Source organism: Methylovirgula sp. 4M-Z18, assembly GCF_037890675.1.
In the GTDB taxonomy this organism is placed as follows: domain Bacteria; phylum Pseudomonadota; class Alphaproteobacteria; order Rhizobiales; family Beijerinckiaceae; genus 4M-Z18.
In genome coordinates this window covers 4,216,249-4,240,440 of sequence record NZ_CP149574.1, presented here as the reverse complement: position 1 = coordinate 4,240,440, position 24,192 = coordinate 4,216,249, and the positions used below count along the sequence as shown (strand labels likewise).

Genomic DNA, 24,192 nt, shown 5'->3' with positions numbered 1-24,192 from the left:
GACATTTCAACGCTTCGAATCATAGGCTGTCATGACCGATCTTTTGACCCTGCCTGCGTCGGTGCTGCGGCAAAAGCTGCTGGCGCGCGACATCGGCGCGCGCGAGTTGCTCGACCTGACGCTGGCGCGAATGGCCACGATCAATCCGCAGCTCAATGCCATCGTGCAGACCGATCTCACCGGCGCCAAGGCCGCCGCCGATGAATCGGACGCACGCCTCGCGCGCGGCGAGGCCCGGGCGCTCGAAGGGCTGCCGATGACGATCAAGGATGCCTATGATGTGGCCGGCATGATCGCGACAGCCGGTGCACCAGCGCTGCAGCACCGCGTGCCCGAGCACGATGCGAGCGCCGTGGCGCGGTTGCGGCAAGCGGGCGCGGTCATTTTCGGCAAGACCAATGTCCCCCTCTATTCCGGGGATTTTCAGGCCTACAACGCGATTTACGGCACTACCAACAATCCGTGGGATTTGGCACGCTCGCCTGGCGGTTCGTCCGGCGGTGCGGTGGCGGCCGTCGCCACCGGCATGAGCGCCTTGGAACTTGGCTCCGATCTTGGCGGCTCGATCCGTTGGCCCGCCCATGCCTGCGGCTTGTTCGGCCTCAAGACCACCTGGGATCTCGTCTCAACCTTCGGCCATGTGCCGCCGCCGCCCGGTTACCGCTCGCCGCGCAATCCCGAGCTGACGGTTGCCGGACCGATCGCCCGTTCCGCTGCCGATCTCGGCCTGATGCTCGATGTGATCGCCGGCCCGCGCGATCCGCATGTGCCGGCCGAGCCCTTCGCGCCGGCGCGCACGAGCTCGGCAAAGGGCCTGCGCGTCGCCCTCTGGCTCGATGAGCCCTTGGCGCCGGTGGATCGCTTGGTCGCGGAGGCGGTGCGCGACGCGGCCGGGCTGCTCGAAGGGGCGGGGGCCATCGTCGATCCCGCCGCGCGGCCGGCCTTTTCCTTCGCGGAAGCCTATGAGGTCTATGCGGTCCTCAATCACGCGCTCGTGGCGTTCGGCCTTCCCGACAAGGTGCGCGACAAGCTGGCGGAGAAGGCGAAGAGCTTTGCGAAGGGCGATTTGTCGCATCCCGCGCTGCAATCGCGCGGCGCGCGGCTGGCGGCGGAGGACTATGCCGATCTCGTCACGCGTCGCGCGACGATCAGGCGCGGCTGGGCGGATTTCTTCAAACATTACGATGCGGTGCTGTGCCCGCCGGCGCCGGTCGGCGCGATCCCGCACGACCAATCCGACTATCGCACGCGCCGCTTGAACATTGACGGCGAACCGGCGCCCTATCTCGATTTTCTCAAATGGTCTTCGCTCGCGACGGGCGGCGATCTGCCCGCGGCCGTGGCCCCCGTGATGCTGGGGCCGGATGGCTTGCCGCGCGGCGTGCAGATCATCGCCGGTGCGTTCGAGGACCGCACGGCGATTTCCGTTGTGGGCCTATTGGAAGAGCTGACCGGCGGCTATCGTCGCCCACCTATCTTGGGGATGTGATGCAGTACGATCCGGCGATACGCCATTTCGATCTAGATCCGACGACACCGGGTTTCGTGCAGGATCCTTACAAAGTTTACGCCACGCTGCAGGCGCAGACGCGCGCCTTCTTCTGGGAGCAATATGGCTTCTGGTGTTTTCCGCATTTCGACGAAGTCAATGCGCTGTTGCGCGACAAACGATTTGGCCGCCAAATCCTGCATGTGGCGAGCCGCGCGGAACTCGGCTGGCCGCCGCTGCCCGATCACGTGAAGCCGTTCTACGATGTCGAGCAGCATTCTTTGCTGGAACTCGAACCGCCAGCGCATACGCGGCTGCGCTTGCTGGTCAATCGCGCCTTCGTGTCGCGCCAGGTCGAACGTTTGCGCCCGCGGATCGCGGCGCTGGCGCAAGCCTTGATCGATGGCTTTGCGCCGCAAGGCGAAGCCGATCTGCTCGCGGCTTTCGCGACGCCGATTCCGGTGATCGTGATTGCGCAAATGCTCGGCGTGCCGGTTGATATGACGACGCAGCTTCTGGACTGGTCGCACAAAATGGTCGCGATGTATCAGTTCCGCCGCGATCGCGCGATCGAGGATGCGGCCGTGGCCGCAACCGAAGAGTTCGCGGATTTTCTGCGCCGTTACGCGCGGGCGCGGCGGCAGGAGCCGGGCGACGATCTCATCACGTTGCTGTTGCAGGCCGAAGCGTCGGGCGATGCGTTGAGCGAGGACGAGCTGATCACCACCTGCATGCTGTTGCTCAACGCTGGACACGAGGCGACCGTGCATGGGCTCGGTAACGGTATCAAACTTATCCTTGAATCGCAGCGCGATCCGCGCGCGCTCTTTGCCGACGGCGCGGCGACCCAAGCGACCGTCGAGGAGATCCTGCGCGCCGATCCGCCGCTGCATATGTTCACGCGCTATGCGCTCGACGACATCGACTTGAACGGCGTGACGCTGAAACGCGGCGACAAAATCGGCCTTCTACTCGGCGCGGCCAATCATGATCCCGTCCGTTTCGCCGAGCCGCAACATTTCGATCCGCAGCGTCCGCTGCAAGCGCATGCGGCGTTCGGCGCGGGCATTCATTTCTGCATCGGCGCGCCTTTGGCGCGGCTCGAAATGCAGGTGGCGCTGCCGATTCTGTTCGAACGTCTGCCGGGATTGCGCCTGAGTGAACAGCCGCTCTATCGTGACACCTACCACTTTCACGGGCTGGAGCGGCTGATGTGCCGCTGGTGAGCTTGCGACCCCGCAGGATTATCCTGCGGGGGAGAGGATTTAGGGGCGTACATCGTGCGGCCGTCCTCAGCTCATCCATTGTCCTCCGTCAACATTGTAGCACTGCGCAACGATGTACCGCGCTTCGTCACTGGCAAGGAAAACAGCCATGCCGGTAAGATCTTCCGCGACGCCCATCCGCCCGAATGGGACAGCTTCACCGACCTCGCGCTTCTTTTGGCCAGGTTTCTTACCCTCATATTTGGCAAAGAAGGCATCGACACCATCCCAATGTTCTCCGTCAACCACGCCGGGCGCAATCGCATTCACATTGATCCCGTGCTTGATGAGATTGAGTCCGGCGGATTGTGTCAGGCTGATTACCGCGGCCTTGGACGCGCAATAGACGGCGACCAAGGGCTCGCCGCGGCGGCCCGCCTGGGAGGCCATATTGATGATCTTCCCGCCACCGCCACGCTCGATCATGTGCCGAGCGACTGCTTGCATCGTGAAGAGCGGCCCTGAAACGTTGACGTTGAAGATCCGTTCATAGTCGGCCCGTTCGATCTCGACGATGGGGGCTGCAGTGAAGAGCGCGGCATTGTTGATGAGAACATCGATACGGCCGAGGCGGCGCACCGTTTCGGCTACGGCAGCGTCAATACTCTCTTGGCTCGTGACATTCATTTGGACCGCGATGGCTGCTTCGCCAATCTCGGTCGCCGCTCGCGTGGCGCGATCAATATCGATGTCTCCGATCGCCACTTTGGCGCCCTCGGCCACATATGCCTTGGCGAATGCAAAACCGATTCCGCGCGCTGCACCCGTGATGAGTGCACATTTATCCTGAAGTCGTTTCGTGTTGTTCATCGTCATTTCTCATTGGGTTGGAACGTCTGTTGATTTGCACTGGGAAAGAGCCGATGGATTGGCTAGCGCATTTTCGGGAAATCTGCCGCCAGATGTGCGTCGAAGAACGCGTCGACCTCGGAGACAAATTCTGAGATCGTCGCATCGGTCAAGTCTTCCGCCGGCGAATTAGAGAACGGATCAACGATCTCAAGTCGTATTGGAACGTTGGCCGCTCGCAATTTGCGACAAGCGCGGGCGCATTCTGCTATGGATGGATCATCCGCCTCAATAAAGATCGCCAATGGTGGCCATTCGAATGCGACTGGATCGGTCAGGCCAACTTTGGTCATGCGCGTATGATTTTGGCTCTGTCCTTGCGATTGAGACCATGTGCAAATTGTGAGGCACGTTGAGACGATCTGTTGATCGTAACCGATCAAGGCGATCGCTCCGGGTAAAGCGCCACCCTTCCAACCATCGGCGAGAATGCAGGAAACTGCCGCGGCCGCCATCCCAGGCTCAGCGATCAAGCCAAGACACACCGAATTAGCTGTTGCTTCGATTTCACGCCACGCAGCCAGCGCCGAGCTCACCGACATTCGCCGTCGATTTCCTCGACGTGAGATGGCACCGCCGCTGACGATGGAAAATGCGCTCGTCTGTTGGATGTGGCGCGCGATTCGAGATAGTCGGCTTGTCTCCCAGGAGGGCTCGCGAAGATGCAAGATTTGTTGTTTTCGCTTGCTGGCGAATGCATCTGATGTGCGCGCATCTGATGCCAAACTGCGACCATTCGCGTGAATGTCCATGTCGATGCCTCCCCTTGTTGGGGCGGACCATGTCATCGCCGTGGACTTGCTTCTAGCGCCTGAGTTGCGTTGAACTGATGATATTTTGTCCCAACTGGCCCAACTATGCGGCTGGAACACATCGTCTTGGGACAAGTTTTATCAAGTATCGCACGTGATTCAGGGTCTGGCCAAGCGTCTGTAACGGCTTGGCGACATTCCGCGTAAGGCCCTGAAAGCACGATTGAAATTTGAAAGATTGAAATATCCTACGTCGTAGCAGATATCGGTGATGGGCCTGCTTGTCTCAGCCAACAATTCGCAGGCCTTGGCAGTCCTTATTTCGGTCAAGTGACGCGAGAACGTATTTCCAGTGTTTTTCGCGAAAAACCGGGAAAATGAGGTTTCCGTCATACCGGCAAGCCGAGCCAAGTCCGACAGTTTGACGTCTTCGTGAAAATGAGCGGCAAGGTATTGGATAGCACTTCGCAAGACCTGGTTGACTGCCTGATCCGGATTGGGTTTGAAGTCGACGGACGAGAGAAGACGGTATTCCTTGGTCGTCGAAAGGAGATGAAGGAGGCTCAGAAAGACCGACAAACGCTCCAAGCCTTGCGCTCTCCCAACCATCGTCATCAAAGCTGCGCCTTCCTGTCGGGCTTGCCCGTAAAAGGATAGCCCCCGCCTTCCTAGTCGCGTCAGTTTTTTGAGAGAGCCCAGTTCAGGCAGAACTTCGGCCGCCACAAGCAACTTGTCCTCGTCAAACTGGATCAAGGTGTCGCGTTGCCCGATCGTCTCTCCGGGTGAAAGAGGGGTGACCCAATCGTGCGGCAAATCTCGTCCGACGAACAGGAGATCTCCAGGTTTGAAAGTACCGATATGATCTCCGACGTAACAGATCCCCTCAGCATTGTTGATCAGATGGATCTCGCATTCGGGGTGGGTGTTCCACACGGCCCAAGGCAATGGATAGTCATCGCAACGCCAAATGAAGCACTCCGACGGCAAGGGAACGATTGGCTCCAGGACGGGTTGGCGCGCTTTCCGCCCAACGTCTTCGATCTTGTTGTTGGATTGGGTCATCTTGCGGATTTCATGGCCACTTATCGCTCGCAACGATATCAAATTGGCGGCACGATTCCATCGCCGAACCAGTACGCCACGGCTGCCGTGCGCCTAAGGCTGGACGACCGCCTCGCCGAACCGGCGGGTCAGTGTCCCGGTGGCTATGTCCCAAACGCGGATATCCGATCCCATGTGGCTGGTCACCGCGAACTTACCGTCCTTGGTGATTGCCACGGAGTGGCAATTGTCAGTCATCTCGCCGAAAACCTTCAACAGCTTTCCAGACTTCGCGTCGAAAGCGGCGGGCGCGTCGGTGCAAGTAATCACGATCGAATTGTCCGGAGTCATCGCCAGGTCGAAGATTTTCGGCAGCTCCTTGGTCGGAAAAGACGTCTCCAATTTGCCAGACCCGAGATCCCAAATCTCGACGGTCTCCTCGCCGCCCAGAATGAGTTTTGAACCGTCGGGCGAAAAAGCCAGTGCGGCGACTTCCTCCGGGATCGGGATCTGGGAGGGGTCGCCGTCGAGCGGGTTCCAGATGGTGAGATACTTTTCGCCGGCAGCGACCAGGGCGCTGCTGGTCGGAGAAAAGACAATCCGGCTAATATACTCGTTGTCTGCCAAGCGGCGGTCAGGCGCCCATTTGTCCACGTCCCAGAGCTGCACGCCTCGTTCAAGGCTCGTCAGCGCGAGAAAACGGCCATCGGGCGAAAGCCTCATGTCGAACCATTCCTTGTTTGCACCGGGCGGTAGCGGCGCCGTACGCAGGGTCTTACCAGTGTCGACGTCGAGTTCACTCAACCCCTCGTTGTCGGCAATGGCGTAAACTGCTTTGCCGTCCTTGCGGAACGCGACGCGCCGGACCCAACCGTCATGTTTGCCGAGATTGCGGATGAATTTGCCGGAGGCGAAATCCCACAGCTTAACGGTCTGGTCCTTACCCGCGCTAGCGAGTAGCGATCCATCCGGCGATGGCGCGGCCCAATAGACCCAACTGATGTGGGTCGCACCAGCCTCGGCGCGGGCAATGTCCTCGGGAATGTTGCGGCTGGTCCCCGTCGCCCGGCACCGGGCTTTCGCAATCTCGCTCGGTTGCTGGTCGCAATAATCCGCCGCGAGGCCCTGGCCCATGCTCAAAAAGGCGCAGAGCGCACCAACGAACACATAGGTCCCTGCTCGCATAGCAACCCCCCGAACCTGCTGGCGCAAGACGAAGAAGCTTTTGCCGACATTCGTCGGATGAAGCCCAGCACGGTCGAAAATGTCGCACGTGGTCAAGCGCGCCACAAGTCGCGGCGGCGGGTTCCGTTGCAAAATTGGCAGACCCCTTGCCCAAGACCTTTCAAGAAGCGCGCTCGCTCTCGCCCCATCCCCACGACGGGGCACTGGGCAAGGTGGTCTAGGCTTGCTGCACCGCCGAGAGCGTCCAGGCGCTTGGGCCTGCATTGGCGGGGCGGCGGAACGTCCACACCTCGGTCGATTCCGCCGGCATGCGCGGGTCGCCCGAGAGGACGCGGCCGGTGGCGCGGTCGACCATCACATCGATATTGGCAAAGCGCATGGCGACGCTTGCGTAGTCGACCGGACCTTCGCGCCAGGCTTCGGCAAGATCGCCTTGCAGCAGTTGCACGCCGGTCAAGCGGTTGGTCTGGCCGTGCGACGCATTGGCATCGATCTCCGCGCCGAGATAGCCGGCGACTTCCGGCGTCGTCAGGCGGAACAGCCGGGTCTTGTCCTCATCGGTATAGGCGGCCTGCACATCATGCAGCAGGCGCTCGAAGGTCTGGTAATCCGCCGGCTGAATGGCGAGCGGCGTGATCGTCGGCGGCGACTGGCCGAAGCTTGGCGCCATGCTGGGCGGTGGCTGAAAACCAGATCCGCCGCCATAGGCCGCCGATGCGGGCGCCAACACGCCCATCCGCCGCAAGAGCCAACGCCCGACCAGGAAGATCAGACCGATTTGCAGCATGAGGCCGATGAGGGACATCAGCGAGCCGATGCCACCGAAAAAGCCGTTGCCGGTCAACAATCCGAACAGCCCGGCGCCGATCAGACCGCCGAGCAGGCCGCGCCCGAAAGCGCCGCCAAACAATCCGCGGTTGCCTGTCGTGCTAACATTCGGCCGTAGAAGCGACTGATTGGGTGAGGGCGTGATGGAGCGGTCGAACGGCGAGGCCGTGCGCGGCGCCGTATTGGTGACCGGCGGCGGGCGGTAGGTGAACGAGCCGCGGCTGCCAAAGCTGCCGCCGCCGCCCATCTTGGCATCCGCCAATTGCGGCGCGAGTGCCAACGCGCCTGCGAGCGCGATCGCGGCCAGTTTGCGGCGAGACAGCAACGACGAGACCATGACAAATCTCCGAAACCCGGCTGAAAACCGGACCTACAATGTAAGTATGGCACCAGCGTGTTGAAAGGGGAGGGCCGGCACGCCGGCGGCGCGCGCATCGTGCGGACTTTAAGATGGAAGCCCAGCGGCGATGTCCGGGAGACGGGCTGTGCTTAAAAGACCGTGACCGTCCCGGTCGCAATGCAATCTTCTGTGCTGCCGCCACATGCGACCGGGACGGTCGCGGTCCAGTGGACTCCGCCCAAAAACGGCATGCTCTAGGTCCGCGGCGGTCGCGCCGACGTCAAAAAGAGGCCAAACCGCGTTTGGCCTCTTTTTCGGTCCAGTCGGGCGCGCGCCCCGCGCCCGCCCGGTCCTGTTATTGTTTCGGCGGTTCGTTGCCCTGCTGCTCGGCCGCGCGGCGGGCGGCCATGAAGCGGTCGAATTCCTCGCGGTCCTTGGCCCGGCGCAATTGGTCGAGGAAGAAGGCGAAATCGCGCTCGGCCTCTGCCAATTTGCGGCGTTCCGCCTCGAGGCGCTCGACTTCGGCGGCTTTCCATTCGTCGAAAATGGTATTGCCGGTGCGGCTCCAATGTTGGCGCCAAGTATCGGGGCCGAAGCCGCGGCCGCGCCAATTCTGGGTGCCGGCAAACTCGCTGATCTCGCTGCCATGGTGGCGCCAGATCTTGTATCCGAGGAAGGCGACCAGCGCGATCCACCAATGGGTCAGAAAACCGAGCGCGATGAACGCCAGGCCAAACGGGAAGAATCCACCACGGCCGCAAATGCGGTTGCGCTCCGAGGCGCGAGCCGGACCAGCTTGGTCATCAGCGGATGCGGAAGAACCAAAAGTCATGTGCATGCTCCATTACCATCCGCTCTTTCAGGCGAGCGAATGTGAATGTTATATACATTAACATTGAGATTTGAGAAGGGGGGCCGGCAAGAATTTGTCGTCTTGCGGGAGCAGAGGCGTGCTGAGGGCTCTATTAACCTGTCGTGACGACACACAAAAAAGCGGGCGTCCCACAAGGGGAGCCCGCTAAATCTCGGCATTTTTTGCCGGTCAGCGGGGCCGGATGCGGCCCCGCTTTGAGTTATACCCGCTTCAGGCGCCTTTCGCCGGCGCCTCGACCGGCGTCCCAGCCCAGCGCCGGGCCATGATCATGCGTCCCATCATCCAGGCCGCGGCGATCAGCGCGGCGAAGATGAGATAGGCGAGGGCGAGCTGCCCCTGGCCGCGCACGTCGATTGCCGCAACCACACCGTAGCTGGCCACCGACGTGAGCAGGAAGGCGCAGCCTCCGGCCAGGCCGCTAGCGAGGCCGGCGTTTTTCGGGAACATGGTCAGGCATTCGGTGAAGTAGATGTTGTACAGGGCGCCCGCCGCCACATGCACGAGGAAGCAGCAGAGGAGCAGGGTAACGAGATTGCTCGTCCCGACCGAAATCAGCAGCATGACGATCGCCACGCCCAGCATTTCGGCGGCAATGACGGCGTGTTTCTGGATCAAGCCGCGATGCAACTGCGATTTGGCGATCAAGCCGCCGACCATCCAGGCAAAACCCATCAGGAGCGCGGCATAGCCGGTGACGACCGGACTTTGCTGCAATGTGTGCTCGATGATGAAGGGTGCGCTGAGGCTGAAGACGAAAATCGCCGAATAGGCCAGGACCAGATTGAGCACCGAGAGCATGAAGCCGCTGTGGGTCAGCATGGTCCTGTAGCGCTCGGCGATGGCGGGCAGGTGAAACCGCTGCCGGTGCCGCAGACTTTCGCCGCCGAACAACAGTTCGAGCACCAGAATCGCGCCGGCATAAAAGGCCAGAAACACGAAATTGGCCTGCCAGCCGAAGCCCTCTTGCAGATAACCGCCAAGGAACGGCGCCAGAATCGGGCCCGCCGACCAGACGATGGTGAACCAGCTCAGGAAACCCTTCAGCCGGTCGCCTTGAAACACGTCGACGAAGAAGGCCCGTTTGCCCACGACGACCGATCCGACGCACACGCCCTGCAGCAGGCGCAGGACATTCACGACCCAGATATTCGGGCTATAGATGAGTGCGACATTGGACAGAACGAACAAAAAGAGTGCGACGACGCCGGTGCGGTAGCGACCGAAACTGTCAAGCACGTTGCCGATGAAGAATTGCGTCACGCCGATGCCGATCATGAAGAAGGTCAGGCTCAATTGCGTGACGGAAGGCGACGTGTGGAAGGCGCTGCTCATGGCGGGCAGCGAGGGCAGATAGACGTCGGTGGTCATGCCGGACAAGGGCAGGCAGGAAAAGGCGATGAACGTGCCAAATCCGGCATTTTCTTCAGTAATCTTGCGCATGCTTGCTCCTTGCGAACCCGGACAAGTTCGGATTCGCGACATTTTAAAATGCTCAACTCAAGGCAGGCCCCGAGTTGCGTGCGGGCAGAAATGGTTTCGGTGATGGAAATAGGGCGCTATGCTAGCCGCGTACAAGATTTTGCTTAGCCTAGGCTTGGTACAGCCTGTCAGCTTGCTAAGTCTACCCTGGCGCGATCAAAACAGCGGAGCGTTTCGCTTGGCCCAATTCCTTCCTACCCAGCCCAAAACCACCATTTCGCTCGACAATGCCCAGCAATTGGGTGCCTTTCTGCGCGCGCGGCGCGAGAGCCTAAGCTACCAGCGCGTGGGCCTGCCGCGCTATGGCCGCACGCGCACGCCAGGGCTGCGCCGGGAGGAGGTCGCCCAGCTCGCGCAGATCGGCGTCACCTGGTACACGAAATTGGAACAGGGTCGCCCGATCCAAGTATCGGCCCGCACGTTGGAGGCGATCGCCGACGCCCTGCAATGCACGCCGGCGGAAAAGCAGCATCTGTTCATTCTCGCCGGGCTTTATCGGCCAAAGGCTCCTGCGGACGCGGAGCTGACGCCCGACATGCAATTCATGCTGGATCAGATGAATCCGTTCCCGGCGTATATCGTGACGGCGTCCTACGACATTCTTGGCTTCAACGAGTCCTATGGCCGAGTCACGAACGTGAATCTGGCGGCCCTGGCGCCGGAAGATCGCAATTGCATCTATCTCGCGTTCGTTGACCCGAACTGGCGGCGTTCCATGCCCGATTACGAGGACTCGCTCGCGCGCATGGTCGCCGTGCTGCGCTCGGCGATGACCGGCCGCATGGATGAGCCCCATTGGCGCAAATTGTTCGCGCGCTACACCAGCCTGTCGCCTGTGTTCACGGAGCTTTGGGAGCGCAATCAGGTGTGCAATGTCGAAAATCTGATCAAGCGTTTCTATCATCCGAAATGCGGCGAGTATCGATTGCAGCAAAGGAACTGGTGGTCGGCCCCGCGCGATGGCTTGCGCATGAGCATCTATGTGCCCCTCGATGACGAGGGGCGCGCGGCGCTGAACAAGATTGCGGCCGGAATCGGCTGGGATTGAGCCACTGATCTGGACTGTGACTTAGAGGACCGCGACCGTCCCGGTCGCATGTGGCCAAAACACAGAAGATTGCATTGCGACCGAGACGGTCGCGGTCCTCTAAGTCGCGGGCCAGTATCTTCATCCCTCGCCGCGCAGGAATCGGATGATGCCGGAAAAATCGTCGTCCGCGTGGCCCGCCGCATTGAACAGCGCATAGAGCTGCGCGGCGGTGGCGCCCATCGGCGTCGCGGCGCCGCTGCTGGCGGCGGCTTGCTGCGAGAGTTTCAAATCCTTCAGCATCAGCGCTGCGGCAAAGCCCGGTTTGTAATCATTGTTGGCGGGCGAGGCTGGGACCGGTCCGGGCACCGGGCAATAGTTGGTGAGCGACCACGATTGGCCCGAGGAGGTGGAGGCAACGTCGAACAATGCCTGATGCGACAGGCCAAGTTTTTCCGCTAGCACGAAGGCTTCGGCGGTTGCGATCATGGTCGCACCCAGGATCATGTTGTTGCAGATCTTCGCCGCCTGACCGGCGCCCGCGCCGCCGCAGTGAACGATTTTTTTGCCCATGTGCTCGAGCACCGGCCGCGCCGACGCAAACGCGGCATCCGCACCACCGCACATGAAAGTCAGCGTGCCCGCCTTCGCGCCGCCCGTGCCGCCCGAGACCGGCGCGTCGACACTGGCGACGCCCGCTTGCTGCGCGAGTTCGTGCGCCTTGTGCGCGCTTTCCACATCGATGGTGGAGGAATCGATGAACAGCGCGCCTGTCTTGGCGAGCGATAAAATCTCCTGCCACACGCTCAACACATGCTTGCCGGCCGGCAGCATGGTGATGACGATGTCGGCGTCGCGCACCGCATCCGCGGCGGTCGGCGCGATCTTGACGGCATCCGCGGCAGCGGCATCGCGCAGCGCCGGCACGAGATCGAAGCCGTGCACGTCCCGTCCCGCCTTCACCAAATTGGCCGCCATCGGGCCACCCATATGGCCAAGACCGATGAATGCGATTTTGCTCATGGAGGTGCTCCGAAATTGTCCTAGTGCCGGAAGATTGTATGCAGCTCTACCGGATTGCGCGCCATCTATGGCTTCCAATCAGATAGATGAAGAATCGAAATCTTGACTCTTGCCCGCGTAACTTTTGCAATGAGTGCTTCGTCAAGTGTGACGAAGGGGTCATTCCTTTGGCGTGCGAGTTCAAGATACAGGCAATCATAGACTGAGTGATTCAGTGAGCAGGCAAGCGCGAAGGCCGGCCGGATAATTTGTGCCACCGGGACAAGCTCGGAGACAAACCGACGCAATTCGACGACCGCATCCTCTGCCTGATCGTCCGTGATTTCGCCACGGCGTAGCTTTTTCCAAACTACGTTGGCGATCTCGGCGAGTATGAGATCGGGCGCGGCAATGTCGGGCTTCGCGCGCAGCAGGTTGTTCGCCTCATCGGACCAGGCCTCTTTTGCAAACCAGTGATAGGCGACCGAGGCATCAACAACGAGCGACGTCAACGGTCACGATCCTCACGCAAAAGCTGCACGACATCCGTCTTTGGACCTGGAGGCGTCATAGCTTGTATCCGTAGAGCGATCGCAAGCTTTTCCTCCGGCAACAAATCAGCATTCTGCTCAATCAGCTCGCGAATCTCCTGTTCGAGCGACGTGCCTTTCATTTTGGCTCGGCGCTTGAAACTGGCGATCGTATCGTCTGAGAGATTGCGAACGAGGATCTGGCCCATCTTCCTCTCCATTGCTATCAAAAATGATAGCAATGTTTTCGTCGGCCGTCGACCTTTTCCTCATTTCGGGCGTTAAAAAAAGCCCGGCTGTTTTCAGCCGGGCTTCGTTGATCACGACATGGTCGGGATCGAGAAGTTCGCGCCTTCCTTGATGCCGGACGGCCAGCGCGCCGTTACCGTTTTCGTCTTGGTATAGAACCGGATCGAATCGGGACCGTGCTGGTTGAGATCGCCGAAGCCCGAACGCTTCCAGCCGCCGAACGTGTAATAGGCGAGCGGCACCGGGATCGGCAGGTTCACGCCCACCATGCCGACCTGCACCTTGCTGGCAAAGTCGCGTGCCGTGTCGCCGTCGCGCGTGAAGATCGCGACGCCGTTGCCGTATTCGTGGTCGTTGCACAGGCTCAGGGCTTCGTTATAGGTCTTGGCGCGCAGGACCGAGAGGACGGGGCCGAAGATCTCTTCCTTGTAGATGCGCATGTCTTTCGTGACATTGTCGAACAGGCAGCCGCCGAGATAGAAGCCGTTCTCGTAGCCCTGCATTTTGAAGCCGCGGCCGTCGACGACGAGCTTCGCGCCTTCGTTGATGCCGATATCGACATAGCCCTTGATCTTCTCGAGCGCGGCCTTGGTCACCACCGGACCATAATCGGCGGCCAAGTCGGTACTCGGGCCGATCTTGAGGCTTTCAACGCGCGGGATCAGATGTTTGATCAATTCGTTGGCCGTGTCTTCGCCGACTGGCACGGCGACCGAAATCGCCATGCAGCGCTCGCCGGCAGAGCCGTAGCCGGCGCCGATCAGCGCATCGACCGTCTGCTTCATATCGGCATCGGGCATCACCACCATGTGGTTCTTGGCGCCGCCGAAACATTGCACGCGCTTGCCGTTGGCGCAGCCGCGGGTGTAAATATATTCGGCGATTGGCGTTGAGCCGACGAAGCCGACGGCCTTGATGTCGGCATCGTCGAGAATCGCATCGACCGCTTCCTTGTCGCCGTTCACCACATTGAAGATGCCCGGCGGCAGGCCGGCTTCGAGGAAGAGTTCGGCAAGGCGCAGCGGCACCGAGGCATCGCGCTCCGACGGCTTCAGAATGAAGGCATTGCCGCAGGCGATGGCCGGTCCGGCCTTCCACAGCGGGATCATCGCCGGGAAGTTGAAGGGTGTGATGCCGGCGACGACGCCGAGCGGCTGGCGCATCGAGTAAATGTCGATGTTGGAGCCGGCGGAGTCGGTGAATTCGCCCTTCAGCAGATGCGGAATGCCGAGGCAGAATTCGATCACTTCAATGCCGCGCTGAATGTCGCCCTTGGCATCGGGGATGGTCTTGCCGTGTTCGCGCGCCAACATCTCTGCGAGTTCGTCATTGTGCTTGGCGGCGAGTTCCAGGAATTTCATGAACACGCGGGCGCGGCGCTGCGGGTTGACCGCCGCCCAGCCCGGCTGGGCCGCCTTGGCATTTTCCACCGCCGCGCGGACTTCTTCTTTCGACGCGAGCGGCACTTTCGAAACCGTGTCGCCGGTCATCGGCTCATAGGCGTCCGTGAAGCGGCCCGACGTGCCCTTCACATGTTTGCCGCCGATGAAATGGGTGAGTTCCTTCATGTCGTTTTCCTCTCCGTTAAGATGTGATCAGTTCAGGCCTGGGCCCATTTCTGTGCGGTCGCCGACAGAGTCTCCTGCGCCTCGCGCCAAAGGTCGTGCGTAATGTCGGCAGCTTTGCCGCGCTTGATGAATTTTACACTTTGTCCGGCCCAGAGCGACAGCACATCGGGTGAGCCGGCCTTCGCCGCTGCGGCGCGCAGCTCTTGGGTGAGAGCATTCTGCACCGGATAGGCGGGGATTTCCCACTCGATCGGTTTCAGCTTACGCATGAATTCGTTGGTGATGCCGCGCGCATAGCGGCCCGAAATCACGCGGGTAAGCTCGGTCGGGTCATCGCCCGCCTCTTCGAGCGCCTTTTGCCACGGCGCACTCACCGACGCTTCGTCGCTGAGCAGATAGGCCGTGCCGATTTGCACCGCATTGGCACCAAGATTCAGCGCGGCGGCGATCGCCCGACCGTCGGTGATGCCGCCCGCCGCGATCACCGGCACATCGACAGCGGCGCGGATGGTGCGGGTGAGCGAAATCGTGCCGATGAGGCTGTCTTCCTGTGGCGCGAGAAACGACCCGCGGTGGCCACCCGATTCAAAGCCCGAGGCGCAGATCGCGTCAGCGCCGACCGCTAGCCAGGCACGCGCTTCGGCCACCGTCGTTGCCGTGCCGATGAGATAGGTGCCTTTGGCGCGCAAGGCCTGTGCCTGTTCGCGCGTCAGGCAGCCGAAGGTGAAGCTCGCGGCAGGCGGGGCTTCTTCGACCAAAACTGCGAACTGCGCCGCGAAATCCTGAGCCCATTGCGCAGGCGCATTTTGCGGCGCGAGGCCGTAGCGCGCGCGCCAGGGGGCCAGCCGCTCGATCGCCCGCTTCACGTCCTCCGGCTCTGGATGGGCCGGATTCTGTGCGAAGAGGTTGACGAGGAAGGGCTTTTTCGTGCCAGCACGCATGGCGGCGATGGCTTCGCGCAATTTCGCGCCGTCAAGGCCGGAGGCGGCGAGCGATCCGAGACCGCCGGCATTGGAGACGGCAACGGCGAGGGCAGGCGTTGAGGCGCCGAGCATCGGGCCTTGAACGATCGGAATGGTCAGCTCGTTCAGCATGTCGCACTCCCTTGATCCGCGGCCAGGACGGTCGCTTTCCTTTGCTGCTCCATCGATAAAACTTGTCTTCTTACACAGCAACCGCCAAAATCACGCTTCCGTTGTGCAAAAATGCGAGTGCCTATGGACTGGGACAATGCCCGCGTGTTTCTGGCCGTCGCCCGCGCCGGGCAATTTCTGGCGGCCGCGCGCCAGTTGCGGGTCGATCATGCGACGGTCAGCCGCCGCGTCGGCGCGTTCGAGCAGCAATTGGGGGCAAAACTCTTCGACCGGCGGCCGATGGGCTGTTTCCTCACCCCTGCCGGCGAGCAGCTTCTGGCCGCCGCCGAGCGGATGGAAGCGGAGATGCTGCGCATTCAGGCCGACCTATCGGCCTCCGACGTCAGCATCTCCGGCACGGTGCGCATCGGCGCGCCGGACGGCTTCGGCACGCTGTTTCTGACCAGGCAGATCGCCAAATTGATGGCCCGGCACCCGAGCCTTACTCTGCAACTCGTGCCGGTGCCGCGCACCTTCTCCCTGTCGAAACGCGAGGCGGATATCGCCATCGTGATCGACCGGCCCGAGGAAGGCCGGCTCGCGGTGCGTAAACTTGCCGATTACACGTTGCATTTTTACGCCGCCAAATCCTATCTCGCGAACCATGCGCCGCCGCGCACTCTTGACGACTTGAGCGCCCATACGCTCGTCACCTATGTCCAGGACATTCTGTTCTCGCCGGCGCTCAACTTCATGCCGCAATTGTTCGCGCCGCAATATCGCCGCTTCGAATGCGCCTCCGCGCTCGGCCAGGCCTCGGCGGTCGCGGCCGGCGCCGGGCTCGGCGTGTTGCACGATTACGCCTCCTGGCGCGATCCCGCGCTGCAGGTGGTCCTGCCCGATGTCGTCTTCGGCCGCACCTATTGGCTGGTGAGCCATGCCGACACGCGCGATCTCATGCGCGTGAAAACCGTTTCGGATTTCATCGTGCAGGAGGTGCGGGCAGCGCGCGCGCTCTTCACACCTGCGTGAGGTGTGCATTTTTGCCATGAAAACATGCGGATTCTGTGCGCAACCTGCAGGGAGTCGAGTCTCAATCGTCGATAGCCTTTGACCTCATTCGTCCTCTCGGTTCGGCTTTGGTATATAGGGAGCCTGTCATGTTCGTTCTCTTGCCGGTTCGGCATCGCGCGAAGTTGCTCACATGTCTCGTTTGCGTCGGGTTCGTGACGCCCGCTTATCCGAGCGGAGCGCGCAACTGGCGGATCGATCCCGCGCATACCAACATCGGCTTCGTCGTCGACGGCGTCGGCTGGCCGCGGACGAAGGGGCAGTTCAAGGACTTCAACGGTAAGATCGCGATCGATTTCGACCATCCCGCCGCGAGCCATGTGGCGTTTCAGGTCGCGGCCAAATCGGTCGATGTCGGTTCGTCCTCGTTCAACGATTATCTGCGCACCGATGCGTTTTTCGATGTAGCGCGTTATCCGGTCATCACCTTCACCTCGACCCATGTGGAAAAGGTCAACGAACACCATGCGCAAGTGACGGGCGATCTGACCTTGCGCGGCGTCACCCATCCGGTCGTCATCGAAGTCGATGTGAATCGGAACGGCAATTCGGACTCGAAAGTCGATTTCCGCGCGACCGGCATCGTGCACCGGCTGGAGTTCAACATGAGTGCCGGCTTCCCGGCGATCAGTAATGATGTCGATCTTGTTGTCACGACCGAGGCGCTGGCGGAGTGAATTATGATCGTCAAATTCTGCCGGCGAACGAAGCATCATTGATGCAGCAGCGCTGGCCGCTTGTCATGCGCGGGTTGCACTGGCTGCTCGCCGCGCTCATTCTGTTCATGCTGGGCCTTGGTCTTTATATGGTGCAGATTGAACAGGAGCCGGGGCGCAAGTTCGAACTCTACCAATGGCATAAAACGATCGGCGCTTTCGTCTTCGCGCTCACGGCCCTGCGCGCCTTGTGCCGCATCTTCACGCACGCGCCAGCCCATCCAGCGACAATGAGCGCCTTCGAGCATCATGCGAGCCGCATCGCGCATGTTCTGATCTATGGCCTGTCGTTTGCGATGGGTGTCACCGGCTATGTGATGATTTCATCCTCGCCGCTGCCCTTGCCGATCGAGCTTTTCGACGGCGTTCATGTGCCCAATCTCGTCGCGCCCGATTACGCGTTGTCGGAGGCGATGAAGGCGCTCCACCATCGCCTCGCCTATCTTTTCATCGGGCTGCTCGTCGTCCATGTGCTCGCGGCGCTCAAACACCATTTCTGGGACCGCGACGACATCTTGCGGCAAATGCTGCCCTTTTAGGGGGCCAGCCTTCAGGCTTCCTCCGACCTTATGACGCCTTTCTTCAGGATGACATTGCCATACAGCCGGCGCTCGCTGGTCGAGACGATGGCATAGGCATCGCTGGCGCGCTCGTAAAAGGCGAAACGCTCCAGCGGTATGAGTTCGAAGGAATCGCCCTCGCGGGCGGCGATGATATTGCGGAACTCGGCGAAGATCGGCTGCTCCTGATGCGGCGCGCCGACGACTTCCATGCGCCAGGCCGCTTCCGGCACGAAATCGTCGAGCGGCATCAGCGAAAGAATCGCGTCCAGCGCCTCGGTCGCCGCGACGCCGTCGAGGCGGACCACGGTCGGGCCGGCGCTGGCCGCGGGATAATTCGCGTCGACGATGGCGATCTCATCGCCGTGACCCATCTCCCGCAAAACGGCCAGAAGCTCGGGCGAGAGAATCGGGTCAATTCCTTTCAGCATTTTTCTCTCCTACTGTTCCTACTTCGGTGTCGGCGCATCGGCGCGCATCAGCCCTTCACGTTTCAAATCACGCCATAGAGCAGCAGGAATACGCTTTTGTAACATGGCGGCATTGCGTTTGACTTCCAAGGGCTTTTGTCCGCCGGGAATGACGCAAACGACCTGTTTGTGCCCAAGCGGAAAGCGAATCGCCGCTTCCGCGAGCTTCACGCCATGCGCCTTGCACACTTGCGCAATGCGCGCGACGCGCTCCAGGATTTCAGGCGGCGCGGGATCGTAATTGTAAAAGGCGCCCGGTTTCGGGCCCGTCGCGAGGATCCCGGAATTGTAAGGCCCGCCGAGCAGAATGCCGATGTTCTTTTCCTCGCAATAGGGCAGGAAGGAGGTCAGCGCCTCCTGTTCCAAAAGCGTGTAGCGCCCGGCCAGCAGGAAGAGGTCGAAATCGCCGGCGCGCGCCAGGGTCTCGGCCACCTGCCATTCGTTGATGCCGGCGCCGAAGGCCTTGATGACCTTTTCGTCCCGCAATTTGTGCAGCGCCTTGTAGCCGCCGGCCATGAACTCGCCGATGCGCCGGTCCGACTCGGCCTTCGAGCCATGGGTGAAAATATCGACATCGTGGCAGAGCAGAATGTCGATCTGATCGACGCCGAGGCGTTCGAGCGAGAACTCGATCGAGCGCATCACGCCGTCATAGGAATAATCGTAGACCTCTTGGCGCGCGGGTGTGTCGAAAAACTTGCCGATGCCGGTGCGCCGGTCCGGCTGCGTGAGCGTGAGCAGCCGCCCGACCTTGGTCGACAGGATATAATCCTTGCGCGCGTGCTCGCGCAAAAAGCCGTTGAGCCGCGTCTCCGCAAGGCCGAGGCCGTAGAGCGGCGCGGTGTCGAACACCCGGCACCCGACATCCCAGGCGGCATTGAGCGTCGTGCGCGCATCCTTTTCGGTCAGCGGCCGGTAGAGATTGCCGAGCGGCGCAGTGCCAAAGCCAAGTTCGGTGAAATTGAGGACGGCGCCGTTCCTGGTCGTGAATTTGCGCGTTTTCATGCGTGCCTTGGTCGCCGCCATCTCCTGCTCCCGATGATTTGTCTTCTAGCATGGCAGCTTAAGCGCGGCATGAATTTGGTCAACACGCGAAACGCGGATGGGCGACCTGCGGCACGAACGCAGATCGTCACACTATCGGATGCCCGAAGCACGTGCTTTTTTGGCTTCGCATAGGTTAGAATTGTTTGAATAAAAATAAACTGATTCAATACAAATATAAACCGGAGGGGGATAGCCTGTCATTATTATAATATATTCGATGAGACCTGACTTGATCGCATTCGACGCGACTGCTGCAGCATTCAAGCGAGCCCTGCGGCGAAGCGGACCCGATGCGGCGCCGCGACCGAACAAACATTGGTGGCCACGTCGCTGAGGCGGCGGCGAGCGCCGTGACTTTGGCTGGCTTCTCCGATTTTCCGACCTCTCGGATTGATCTTTGTTTTTCGGTCAAGCGCATTGATTCTATGGTGCGGTTCGGCGGAAATTTCTTGTTTGTGCCGCGGTATTTTGACTAACATATCCAGCAGCATTTTTTGGCCCTCGTGCTGCCGCGAGCCCTATTGCGCATTACAGCGTTGAGAGTTGTGTCATGCGTGCCAAGCTGATCCGCACCGCCGCTGCTTTGGTCCTTGGCGTGATTGCACTTAGCACGATGACGGGTGGCATGGCGGCCGCACAGCCCACTTGCGGCGTGCCCGGCAATCAGAAGGACGGATGGGAGATTGCGACGCCGGCGAGCGTCGGCATCGACGCGGCCATCCTGTGCGATCTCGCGCACCGGATCGGCGACTGGAAAGAGGCGAATATCCACGCGATTCTGATCGCGCGGCATGGCAAGCTGGTCTTTGAGCAATATTATGCCGGACCCGACGAGAAATGGGGTGAGCCAATCCCCAAAGCCGTCTTCGGACCAACCATGCCGCATGACCTGCGCTCGATCACCAGGAGCGTGCTCGCCTTGCTGCTCGGGATCGCCATCGACAAGGGTTGGGTCCACGACGTCGATCTGCCGGTCTTCACATTGCTGCCTAACTACACCGATCTGCGCACGCCGGAAAAGGACAAGATCGTGCTGCGCGATCTCCTCACCATGTCATCGGGCCTCGCATGGAACGAAAGAGCGCCTTACGGCAATCCGGCCAATAGCGACACGCGCATGGATCAGGCGGACGATCCCTGCCATTACGCGCTCGAGCAGCCCATCGATCATCAGCCGGGCAAGGTCTGGGCCCATAGCGGCGGATCGGCGGCCGTCATCGCCTGCATTCTGCATCAGGCGACGGGCAAAACCATCGATACGCTCGCCGAGGAGGTTCTGTTCAAGCCGCTCAACATTTCCAATGTCGAGTGGGCGCGCTATCCCAAAACGGGTGAACCCATCGCCGCGTCGGGCTTGCGTCTCTTGCCGCGCGACACGCTCAAGATCGGCCAGCTCGTCCTCGCGAAGGGTGTATGGCGCGGTTCGCAAATCATATCTGCCAATTGGATCGACGACGCCACGGCGCCGCATATCAATGGCCCGGGCCCCTATTTCTTCGGCTATCAATTCTGGCTCGGGCGCTCGCTCGTCAATCTGCACGAGGTCGATTGGGCGGCGGGATTTGGTTCCGGCGGCCAAAGATTGTTCATCGTCCCTGCGCTCGATCTCGTGGTGCTGGTGCATGCCGGCATGTATAGCGGCCCTATGGACGACGGTACGCCGGGCACAGTCGTGCTGAATCGTTTCGTCCTGCCCGCAACGACGCCCTGAGCCTAAACTTTCAACGTCGCCGCGACACCTTTTTGCAGCATGTGCAGCCGCTCGCCGAGGCCGACGACGGCAAAAGCGTTGCGCAAATCGTCCTGGCTCTGGACGAAATGTTCCCAGCCTTCGTTGTGCACGGCGACGATCGTCGCCGTGCCGAACGCATGCGCCGCCTCGATCGCGTCGTTGCTGTCCATCGTCATGTGAAATGCGCCGCGCGGCTGCGCCGATCCTGTGAACAGGATGGCGACGGCGATATCGAATCGCTTCGCCACCTCGGCCACGCCTTCGTACCAAACCGTATCGCCGGAAATATAGACGGCCGGACCGCCGCTCCCTTGCACGACGAAGCCGACCACATCGCCGCTGATCGGTTCGATCCCGACCGGCCCGTGCCGCGCGGGCACCGCCGTCACCTGCAGCACTCGGCCGTCCGCTCCCGGCAGCGTGATGCTTTCCCACGGGGCGAGGCCCGTTGCATTGCCGCCAAGGCGCGCCGCACCGGCTTGCGTCGTCAGCACATGGCGCGCCTGAGGCAGCATCGCGCGGCCGGCATGATCGAGATTGTCGAAATGTTGATCGTGGCTCAACAAAACCGCGTCGATGGGCTGCAGCGCCTCGACACGCAGCGCGGGTTCGGTGAGCTTCGTCAGCACGATGCCCGTTCCCTGATACGAGCCCGGCGCGTCGAAGGTCGGATCCGTCAGCAAACGCAGGCCGGCAATTTCCACGAGCAGCGTCGGGCCGCCGATCAAGGTGAGTGTGACGGCATCGGACATGTCGGTTCCCTTCCCACAAAACCGCGGACAGGCTTAGATAGAAGCGGAGCCGTCATTGTCCATGTGTGGACCAATGGGATTATTTCGCGGCCGCAATATGGGCGTAGGCCATGATCTCGATCCGTACATGCGGGATGATCAGTTTCGTGACCAGGGTCGCGCGTTGCGGATAAGGCTGGGAGAAATACCGCCCATAGACTTCGTTCATGCCGGTAAAATCGTCCGGATGCGGCAAATGCACAACGACTTGCGTCACGTCTTCCATGGTGCCGCCCGCAGCGGTCACGGCCCGTTTGAGATGGTCGAGGGTGAGCTCGGTCTGCTTGCGAATATCGCCCGTTTCAAAAGTGCCGTCGGCAAAGATCGGCAGCAAGGTCGTATAGAGGATTCCATCGGCAAGAATGGCCCATTCCATGGGGCGGCCGACGTTGGGCAGCCCGAAATCGACGACCTTTTTCATAGGGTCCTCCCTTTCGCCGCGCCGACTGCAGCCGGCGGCGCGTGCGGCGGGGAACTATAGCACCGATCGTCGTGGCGCTCGGCTCCCCTTTTGTCTAAAAGAAAGGGCAGGCGTTTTGCCCGTCAGGTTTTTTGCAAGGCTAGGTTCTTCATGTCCGAATATGCCGCCGTCCGCGAAGTGGTGATCCCCGAACTGCCGAATTATTATCGCGGCAAGGTGCGCGAGAATTACGATCTTGCCGACGGCCGGCGGATCATTATCGCAACCGACCGTTTGAGTGCCTTCGACCGCGCCATCGCCTGCATTCCGCTGAAAGGTCAGGTCCTAACGCAAATGGCGCGATTCTGGTTCGAACGGACGGCGGACATTTGCCCGAACCATGTGCTCGCCTATCCCGATCCCAATGTGGTCGTCGGGCAGAAGCTCGATATTCTCCCCGTGGAAGTCGTAGTGCGCGGCTATCTGGCCGGCACGACGGCGACATCGGTGCTCACCATGTACAAGCGGGGCCAACGCGACATTTACGGTGTGCATTTCCCCGACGGTTTGCGCGACAATGAAATTCTACCGCAGGCCATTCTCACCCCGACCACCAAAGCCTTCGACGGCGGCCATGACGAGCCCCTGTCGCCGCAGGAGATCGTGGAGAAGGGCATTCTTGCCAAAAGCCAATGGGACAAGGTGGCGGACTATGCGCTGGCGCTGTTTGCGCGCGGCCAGGCGCTGGCGCGCGAGCGCGGGCTCATTCTGGTCGACACCAAATACGAATTCGGCACCGATCCGCAGGGCCGCATCCTGCTTGCCGACGAGATCCACACGCCCGACAGCAGCCGCTATTGGTTTGCGAAGAGCTATCCCGAGCGGTTCGAAAAGGGCGAAAAGCCGGAGAGTTTCGACAAGGATTTCGTGCGCAACTGGGTGGCGGCGCGCTGCGACCCCTACAAGGAGCCGATCCCCGCGATCCCCGACACGTTGATCGAGCAGACGACGCAGGTCTACGTCCATGCTTTTGAGACGGTGACCGGCCAGGCTTTCCAGCCGCCGGCCGTGGGCGAGGACCCGGTGGCGCGCATCCGCGGGAATCTGGCGCAGTTTTTCTGAGCGGCGGTCGTGGAAGGGCGGGAACAGCCTATATAATCAATTGGCTATACCTGTTTGAGCCGTTCCGTCCGGCCGCCAGTGTCGCACCGCGGCAGGAGGGCCTTGAGCCGGCCCCATTTCCGTTTATAGGTAGCTACCGGCGGAAGGAGACGCGGAATGAAGTCAGTCGTCGGAGGGATGGAGCGGGCGATCTTTGCCAGCCGCTGGCTGCAGGCGCCGCTCTATCTGGGACTGATCGCCGCGCAAGGCGTCTATATCTACAAATTCTTCCGCGAACTCATCCATCTCGTCGTCGATGCCAATACGTTCAACGACACCCAGATCATGCTGATCGTGCTCGACCTGATCGATGTGGTGCTGGTCGCCAATCTGATCGTCATGGTCGTGGTCGGCGGTTATGAGACCTTCGTCTCGCGCCTGTCGGTGCTCGACGAGCATCCGGACCGGCCCGAATGGATCTCCCACGTGGATGCGAGCGGGATCAAGACCAAGCTGCTGATGGCGTTGGTCAGCATTTCGTCCATCCATCTCTTGCGCACGTTCATGGGGCTTGGCGGCATGGCGACCGGCGAAGCGGCGATCGATGCCACGGCGGTCGCCGGGCAGGTCGCCATCCAGATCACGTTCCTCATATCGGTACTCGCCATGGCCTGGATCGATAGGATGGGCAAAAGCCATTAAACCAACGTCTCACGGGGTTTCCGCCAACGCGCGCCGCGCGCTACAATGATG

Annotated in this window: 25 protein-coding genes; 9 read left to right on the top strand and 16 right to left on the bottom strand. The window is 61.1% G+C overall.

The annotated features are described in order from the left end of the window. Positions 1 to 31: 31 nt before the first annotated feature. Both V9T28_RS19495 and V9T28_RS19490 read left to right on the top strand, forming a co-directional pair. Positions 32 to 1,489 (top strand): amidase, encoded by a 1,458-nt coding sequence (locus V9T28_RS19495; protein ID WP_116401625.1) that lies wholly within the window; start codon positions 32 to 34, stop codon positions 1,487 to 1,489. Further along, positions 1,489 to 2,715, top strand: a complete 1,227-nt coding sequence (locus V9T28_RS19490; protein ID WP_116401624.1) for a cytochrome P450 — start codon at positions 1,489 to 1,491, stop codon at positions 2,713 to 2,715. Before V9T28_RS19495 ends, V9T28_RS19490 begins: the two co-directional genes overlap by 1 nt. 66 nt (positions 2,716 to 2,781) lie before the next feature. Here V9T28_RS19490 and V9T28_RS19485 read toward each other — a convergent pair whose 3' ends face one another. From V9T28_RS19485 to V9T28_RS19455, 7 genes are all read right to left on the bottom strand, one after another. After that, positions 2,782 to 3,564 carry an L-iditol 2-dehydrogenase gene (locus V9T28_RS19485; RefSeq protein ID WP_116401746.1) on the bottom strand — a complete coding sequence of 261 codons (783 nt, stop codon included), beginning with the start codon at positions 3,562 to 3,564 and terminating at the stop codon, positions 2,782 to 2,784. Positions 3,565 to 3,626: 62 nt separating this feature from the next. Continuing rightward, complete coding sequence (locus tag V9T28_RS19480) at positions 3,627 to 4,355, bottom strand: hypothetical protein (RefSeq protein ID WP_147306466.1); 729 nt, start codon at positions 4,353 to 4,355, stop codon at positions 3,627 to 3,629. 159 nt (positions 4,356 to 4,514) lie between these two features. Further along, the gene (locus V9T28_RS19475) at positions 4,515 to 5,417 is read right to left on the bottom strand and encodes a helix-turn-helix domain-containing protein (RefSeq protein WP_116401622.1); all 903 of its coding nucleotides are present in this window, start codon (positions 5,415 to 5,417) and stop codon (positions 4,515 to 4,517) included. 93 nt (positions 5,418 to 5,510) lie between these two features. Then, positions 5,511 to 6,677, bottom strand: a complete 1,167-nt coding sequence (locus tag V9T28_RS19470; RefSeq protein ID WP_158554835.1) for a WD40 repeat domain-containing protein — start codon at positions 6,675 to 6,677, stop codon at positions 5,511 to 5,513. Between the two features lie 121 nt (positions 6,678 to 6,798). Then, positions 6,799 to 7,746, bottom strand: a complete 948-nt coding sequence (locus tag V9T28_RS19465) for a Tim44 domain-containing protein (RefSeq protein WP_116401620.1) — start codon at positions 7,744 to 7,746, stop codon at positions 6,799 to 6,801. Between the two features lie 358 nt (positions 7,747 to 8,104). Beyond that, positions 8,105 to 8,581 (bottom strand): DUF2852 domain-containing protein, encoded by a 477-nt coding sequence (locus tag V9T28_RS19460; protein ID WP_158554834.1) that lies wholly within the window; start codon positions 8,579 to 8,581, stop codon positions 8,105 to 8,107. A gap of 252 nt (positions 8,582 to 8,833) precedes the next feature. Further along, a complete protein-coding gene (locus V9T28_RS19455) occupies positions 8,834 to 10,063 on the bottom strand; it encodes an MFS transporter (protein WP_158554833.1) in 1,230 nt (409 codons plus the stop codon). A 217-nt stretch (positions 10,064 to 10,280) separates the two neighbouring features. On the opposite strand from V9T28_RS19455, the gene V9T28_RS19450 reads away from it, so the two are divergent. Further along, positions 10,281 to 11,150, top strand: coding sequence for a helix-turn-helix transcriptional regulator (locus tag V9T28_RS19450; RefSeq protein ID WP_245424148.1), 870 nt, complete (start codon positions 10,281 to 10,283; stop codon positions 11,148 to 11,150). A gap of 120 nt (positions 11,151 to 11,270) precedes the next feature. Here V9T28_RS19450 and mmsB read toward each other — a convergent pair whose 3' ends face one another. The 5 genes from mmsB to V9T28_RS19425 all read right to left on the bottom strand — a co-directional run bounded on the left by mmsB (position 11,271) and on the right by V9T28_RS19425 (position 15,572). Further along, entirely contained in the window at positions 11,271 to 12,152 is an 882-nt protein-coding gene (mmsB, locus tag V9T28_RS19445) for a 3-hydroxyisobutyrate dehydrogenase (RefSeq protein ID WP_116401616.1), read from the bottom strand. 65 nt (positions 12,153 to 12,217) lie between these two features. Further along, complete coding sequence (locus tag V9T28_RS19440; RefSeq protein ID WP_116401615.1) at positions 12,218 to 12,643, bottom strand: type II toxin-antitoxin system VapC family toxin; 426 nt, start codon at positions 12,641 to 12,643, stop codon at positions 12,218 to 12,220. After that, positions 12,640 to 12,870: a FitA-like ribbon-helix-helix domain-containing protein gene (locus tag V9T28_RS19435; protein WP_147306465.1), complete on the bottom strand. Its 231-nt coding sequence runs from the start codon at positions 12,868 to 12,870 to the stop codon at positions 12,640 to 12,642. Before V9T28_RS19435 ends, V9T28_RS19440 begins: the two co-directional genes overlap by 4 nt. Before the next feature lie 111 nt (positions 12,871 to 12,981). Beyond that, positions 12,982 to 14,478: a CoA-acylating methylmalonate-semialdehyde dehydrogenase gene (locus tag V9T28_RS19430; protein ID WP_116401613.1), complete on the bottom strand. Its 1,497-nt coding sequence runs from the start codon at positions 14,476 to 14,478 to the stop codon at positions 12,982 to 12,984. 32 nt (positions 14,479 to 14,510) lie between these two features. Then, on the bottom strand, positions 14,511 to 15,572 hold the full coding sequence (locus tag V9T28_RS19425; protein WP_116401612.1) for an NAD(P)H-dependent flavin oxidoreductase: 1,062 nt from the start codon (positions 15,570 to 15,572) through the stop codon (positions 14,511 to 14,513). Between the two features lie 123 nt (positions 15,573 to 15,695). On the opposite strand from V9T28_RS19425, the gene V9T28_RS19420 reads away from it, so the two are divergent. The 3 genes from V9T28_RS19420 to V9T28_RS19410 all read left to right on the top strand — a co-directional run bounded on the left by V9T28_RS19420 (position 15,696) and on the right by V9T28_RS19410 (position 17,877). Next, a complete protein-coding gene (locus tag V9T28_RS19420) occupies positions 15,696 to 16,583 on the top strand; it encodes a LysR family transcriptional regulator (RefSeq protein ID WP_116401611.1) in 888 nt (295 codons plus the stop codon). A gap of 128 nt (positions 16,584 to 16,711) precedes the next feature. Beyond that, positions 16,712 to 17,299 carry a YceI family protein gene (locus V9T28_RS19415; protein ID WP_116401610.1) on the top strand — a complete coding sequence of 196 codons (588 nt, stop codon included), beginning with the start codon at positions 16,712 to 16,714 and terminating at the stop codon, positions 17,297 to 17,299. Beyond that, entirely contained in the window at positions 17,296 to 17,877 is a 582-nt protein-coding gene (locus tag V9T28_RS19410; protein ID WP_116401609.1) for a cytochrome b, read from the top strand. The genes V9T28_RS19415 and V9T28_RS19410 overlap by 4 nt, the downstream gene beginning before the upstream one ends. Before the next feature lie 11 nt (positions 17,878 to 17,888). On the opposite strand, the gene V9T28_RS19405 is transcribed toward V9T28_RS19410, so the two are convergent. After that, on the bottom strand, positions 17,889 to 18,329 hold the full coding sequence (locus V9T28_RS19405; protein ID WP_116401608.1) for an RbsD/FucU family protein: 441 nt from the start codon (positions 18,327 to 18,329) through the stop codon (positions 17,889 to 17,891). Between the two features lie 18 nt (positions 18,330 to 18,347). Further along, complete coding sequence (locus tag V9T28_RS19400; protein ID WP_116401745.1) at positions 18,348 to 19,373, bottom strand: aldo/keto reductase; 1,026 nt, start codon at positions 19,371 to 19,373, stop codon at positions 18,348 to 18,350. Positions 19,374 to 19,965: 592 nt separating this feature from the next. Between V9T28_RS19400 and V9T28_RS19395 the strand changes: the two genes are divergently transcribed. Continuing rightward, entirely contained in the window at positions 19,966 to 21,126 is a 1,161-nt protein-coding gene (locus V9T28_RS19395; RefSeq protein WP_116401606.1) for a serine hydrolase domain-containing protein, read from the top strand. 2 nt (positions 21,127 to 21,128) lie between these two features. On the opposite strand, the gene V9T28_RS19390 is transcribed toward V9T28_RS19395, so the two are convergent. Both V9T28_RS19390 and V9T28_RS19385 read right to left on the bottom strand, forming a co-directional pair. Next, a complete protein-coding gene (locus V9T28_RS19390) occupies positions 21,129 to 21,899 on the bottom strand; it encodes an MBL fold metallo-hydrolase (RefSeq protein WP_116401605.1) in 771 nt (256 codons plus the stop codon). 79 nt (positions 21,900 to 21,978) lie between these two features. Continuing rightward, positions 21,979 to 22,359, bottom strand: coding sequence for a RidA family protein (locus V9T28_RS19385; protein WP_116401604.1), 381 nt, complete (start codon positions 22,357 to 22,359; stop codon positions 21,979 to 21,981). A gap of 150 nt (positions 22,360 to 22,509) precedes the next feature. Between V9T28_RS19385 and V9T28_RS19380 the strand changes: the two genes are divergently transcribed. Both V9T28_RS19380 and V9T28_RS19375 read left to right on the top strand, forming a co-directional pair. Beyond that, entirely contained in the window at positions 22,510 to 23,460 is a 951-nt protein-coding gene (locus V9T28_RS19380) for a phosphoribosylaminoimidazolesuccinocarboxamide synthase (RefSeq protein WP_116401603.1), read from the top strand. Between the two features lie 156 nt (positions 23,461 to 23,616). Beyond that, on the top strand, positions 23,617 to 24,141 hold the full coding sequence (locus tag V9T28_RS19375) for a TIGR00645 family protein (RefSeq protein WP_116401602.1): 525 nt from the start codon (positions 23,617 to 23,619) through the stop codon (positions 24,139 to 24,141). Positions 24,142 to 24,192 lie beyond the last annotated feature (51 nt).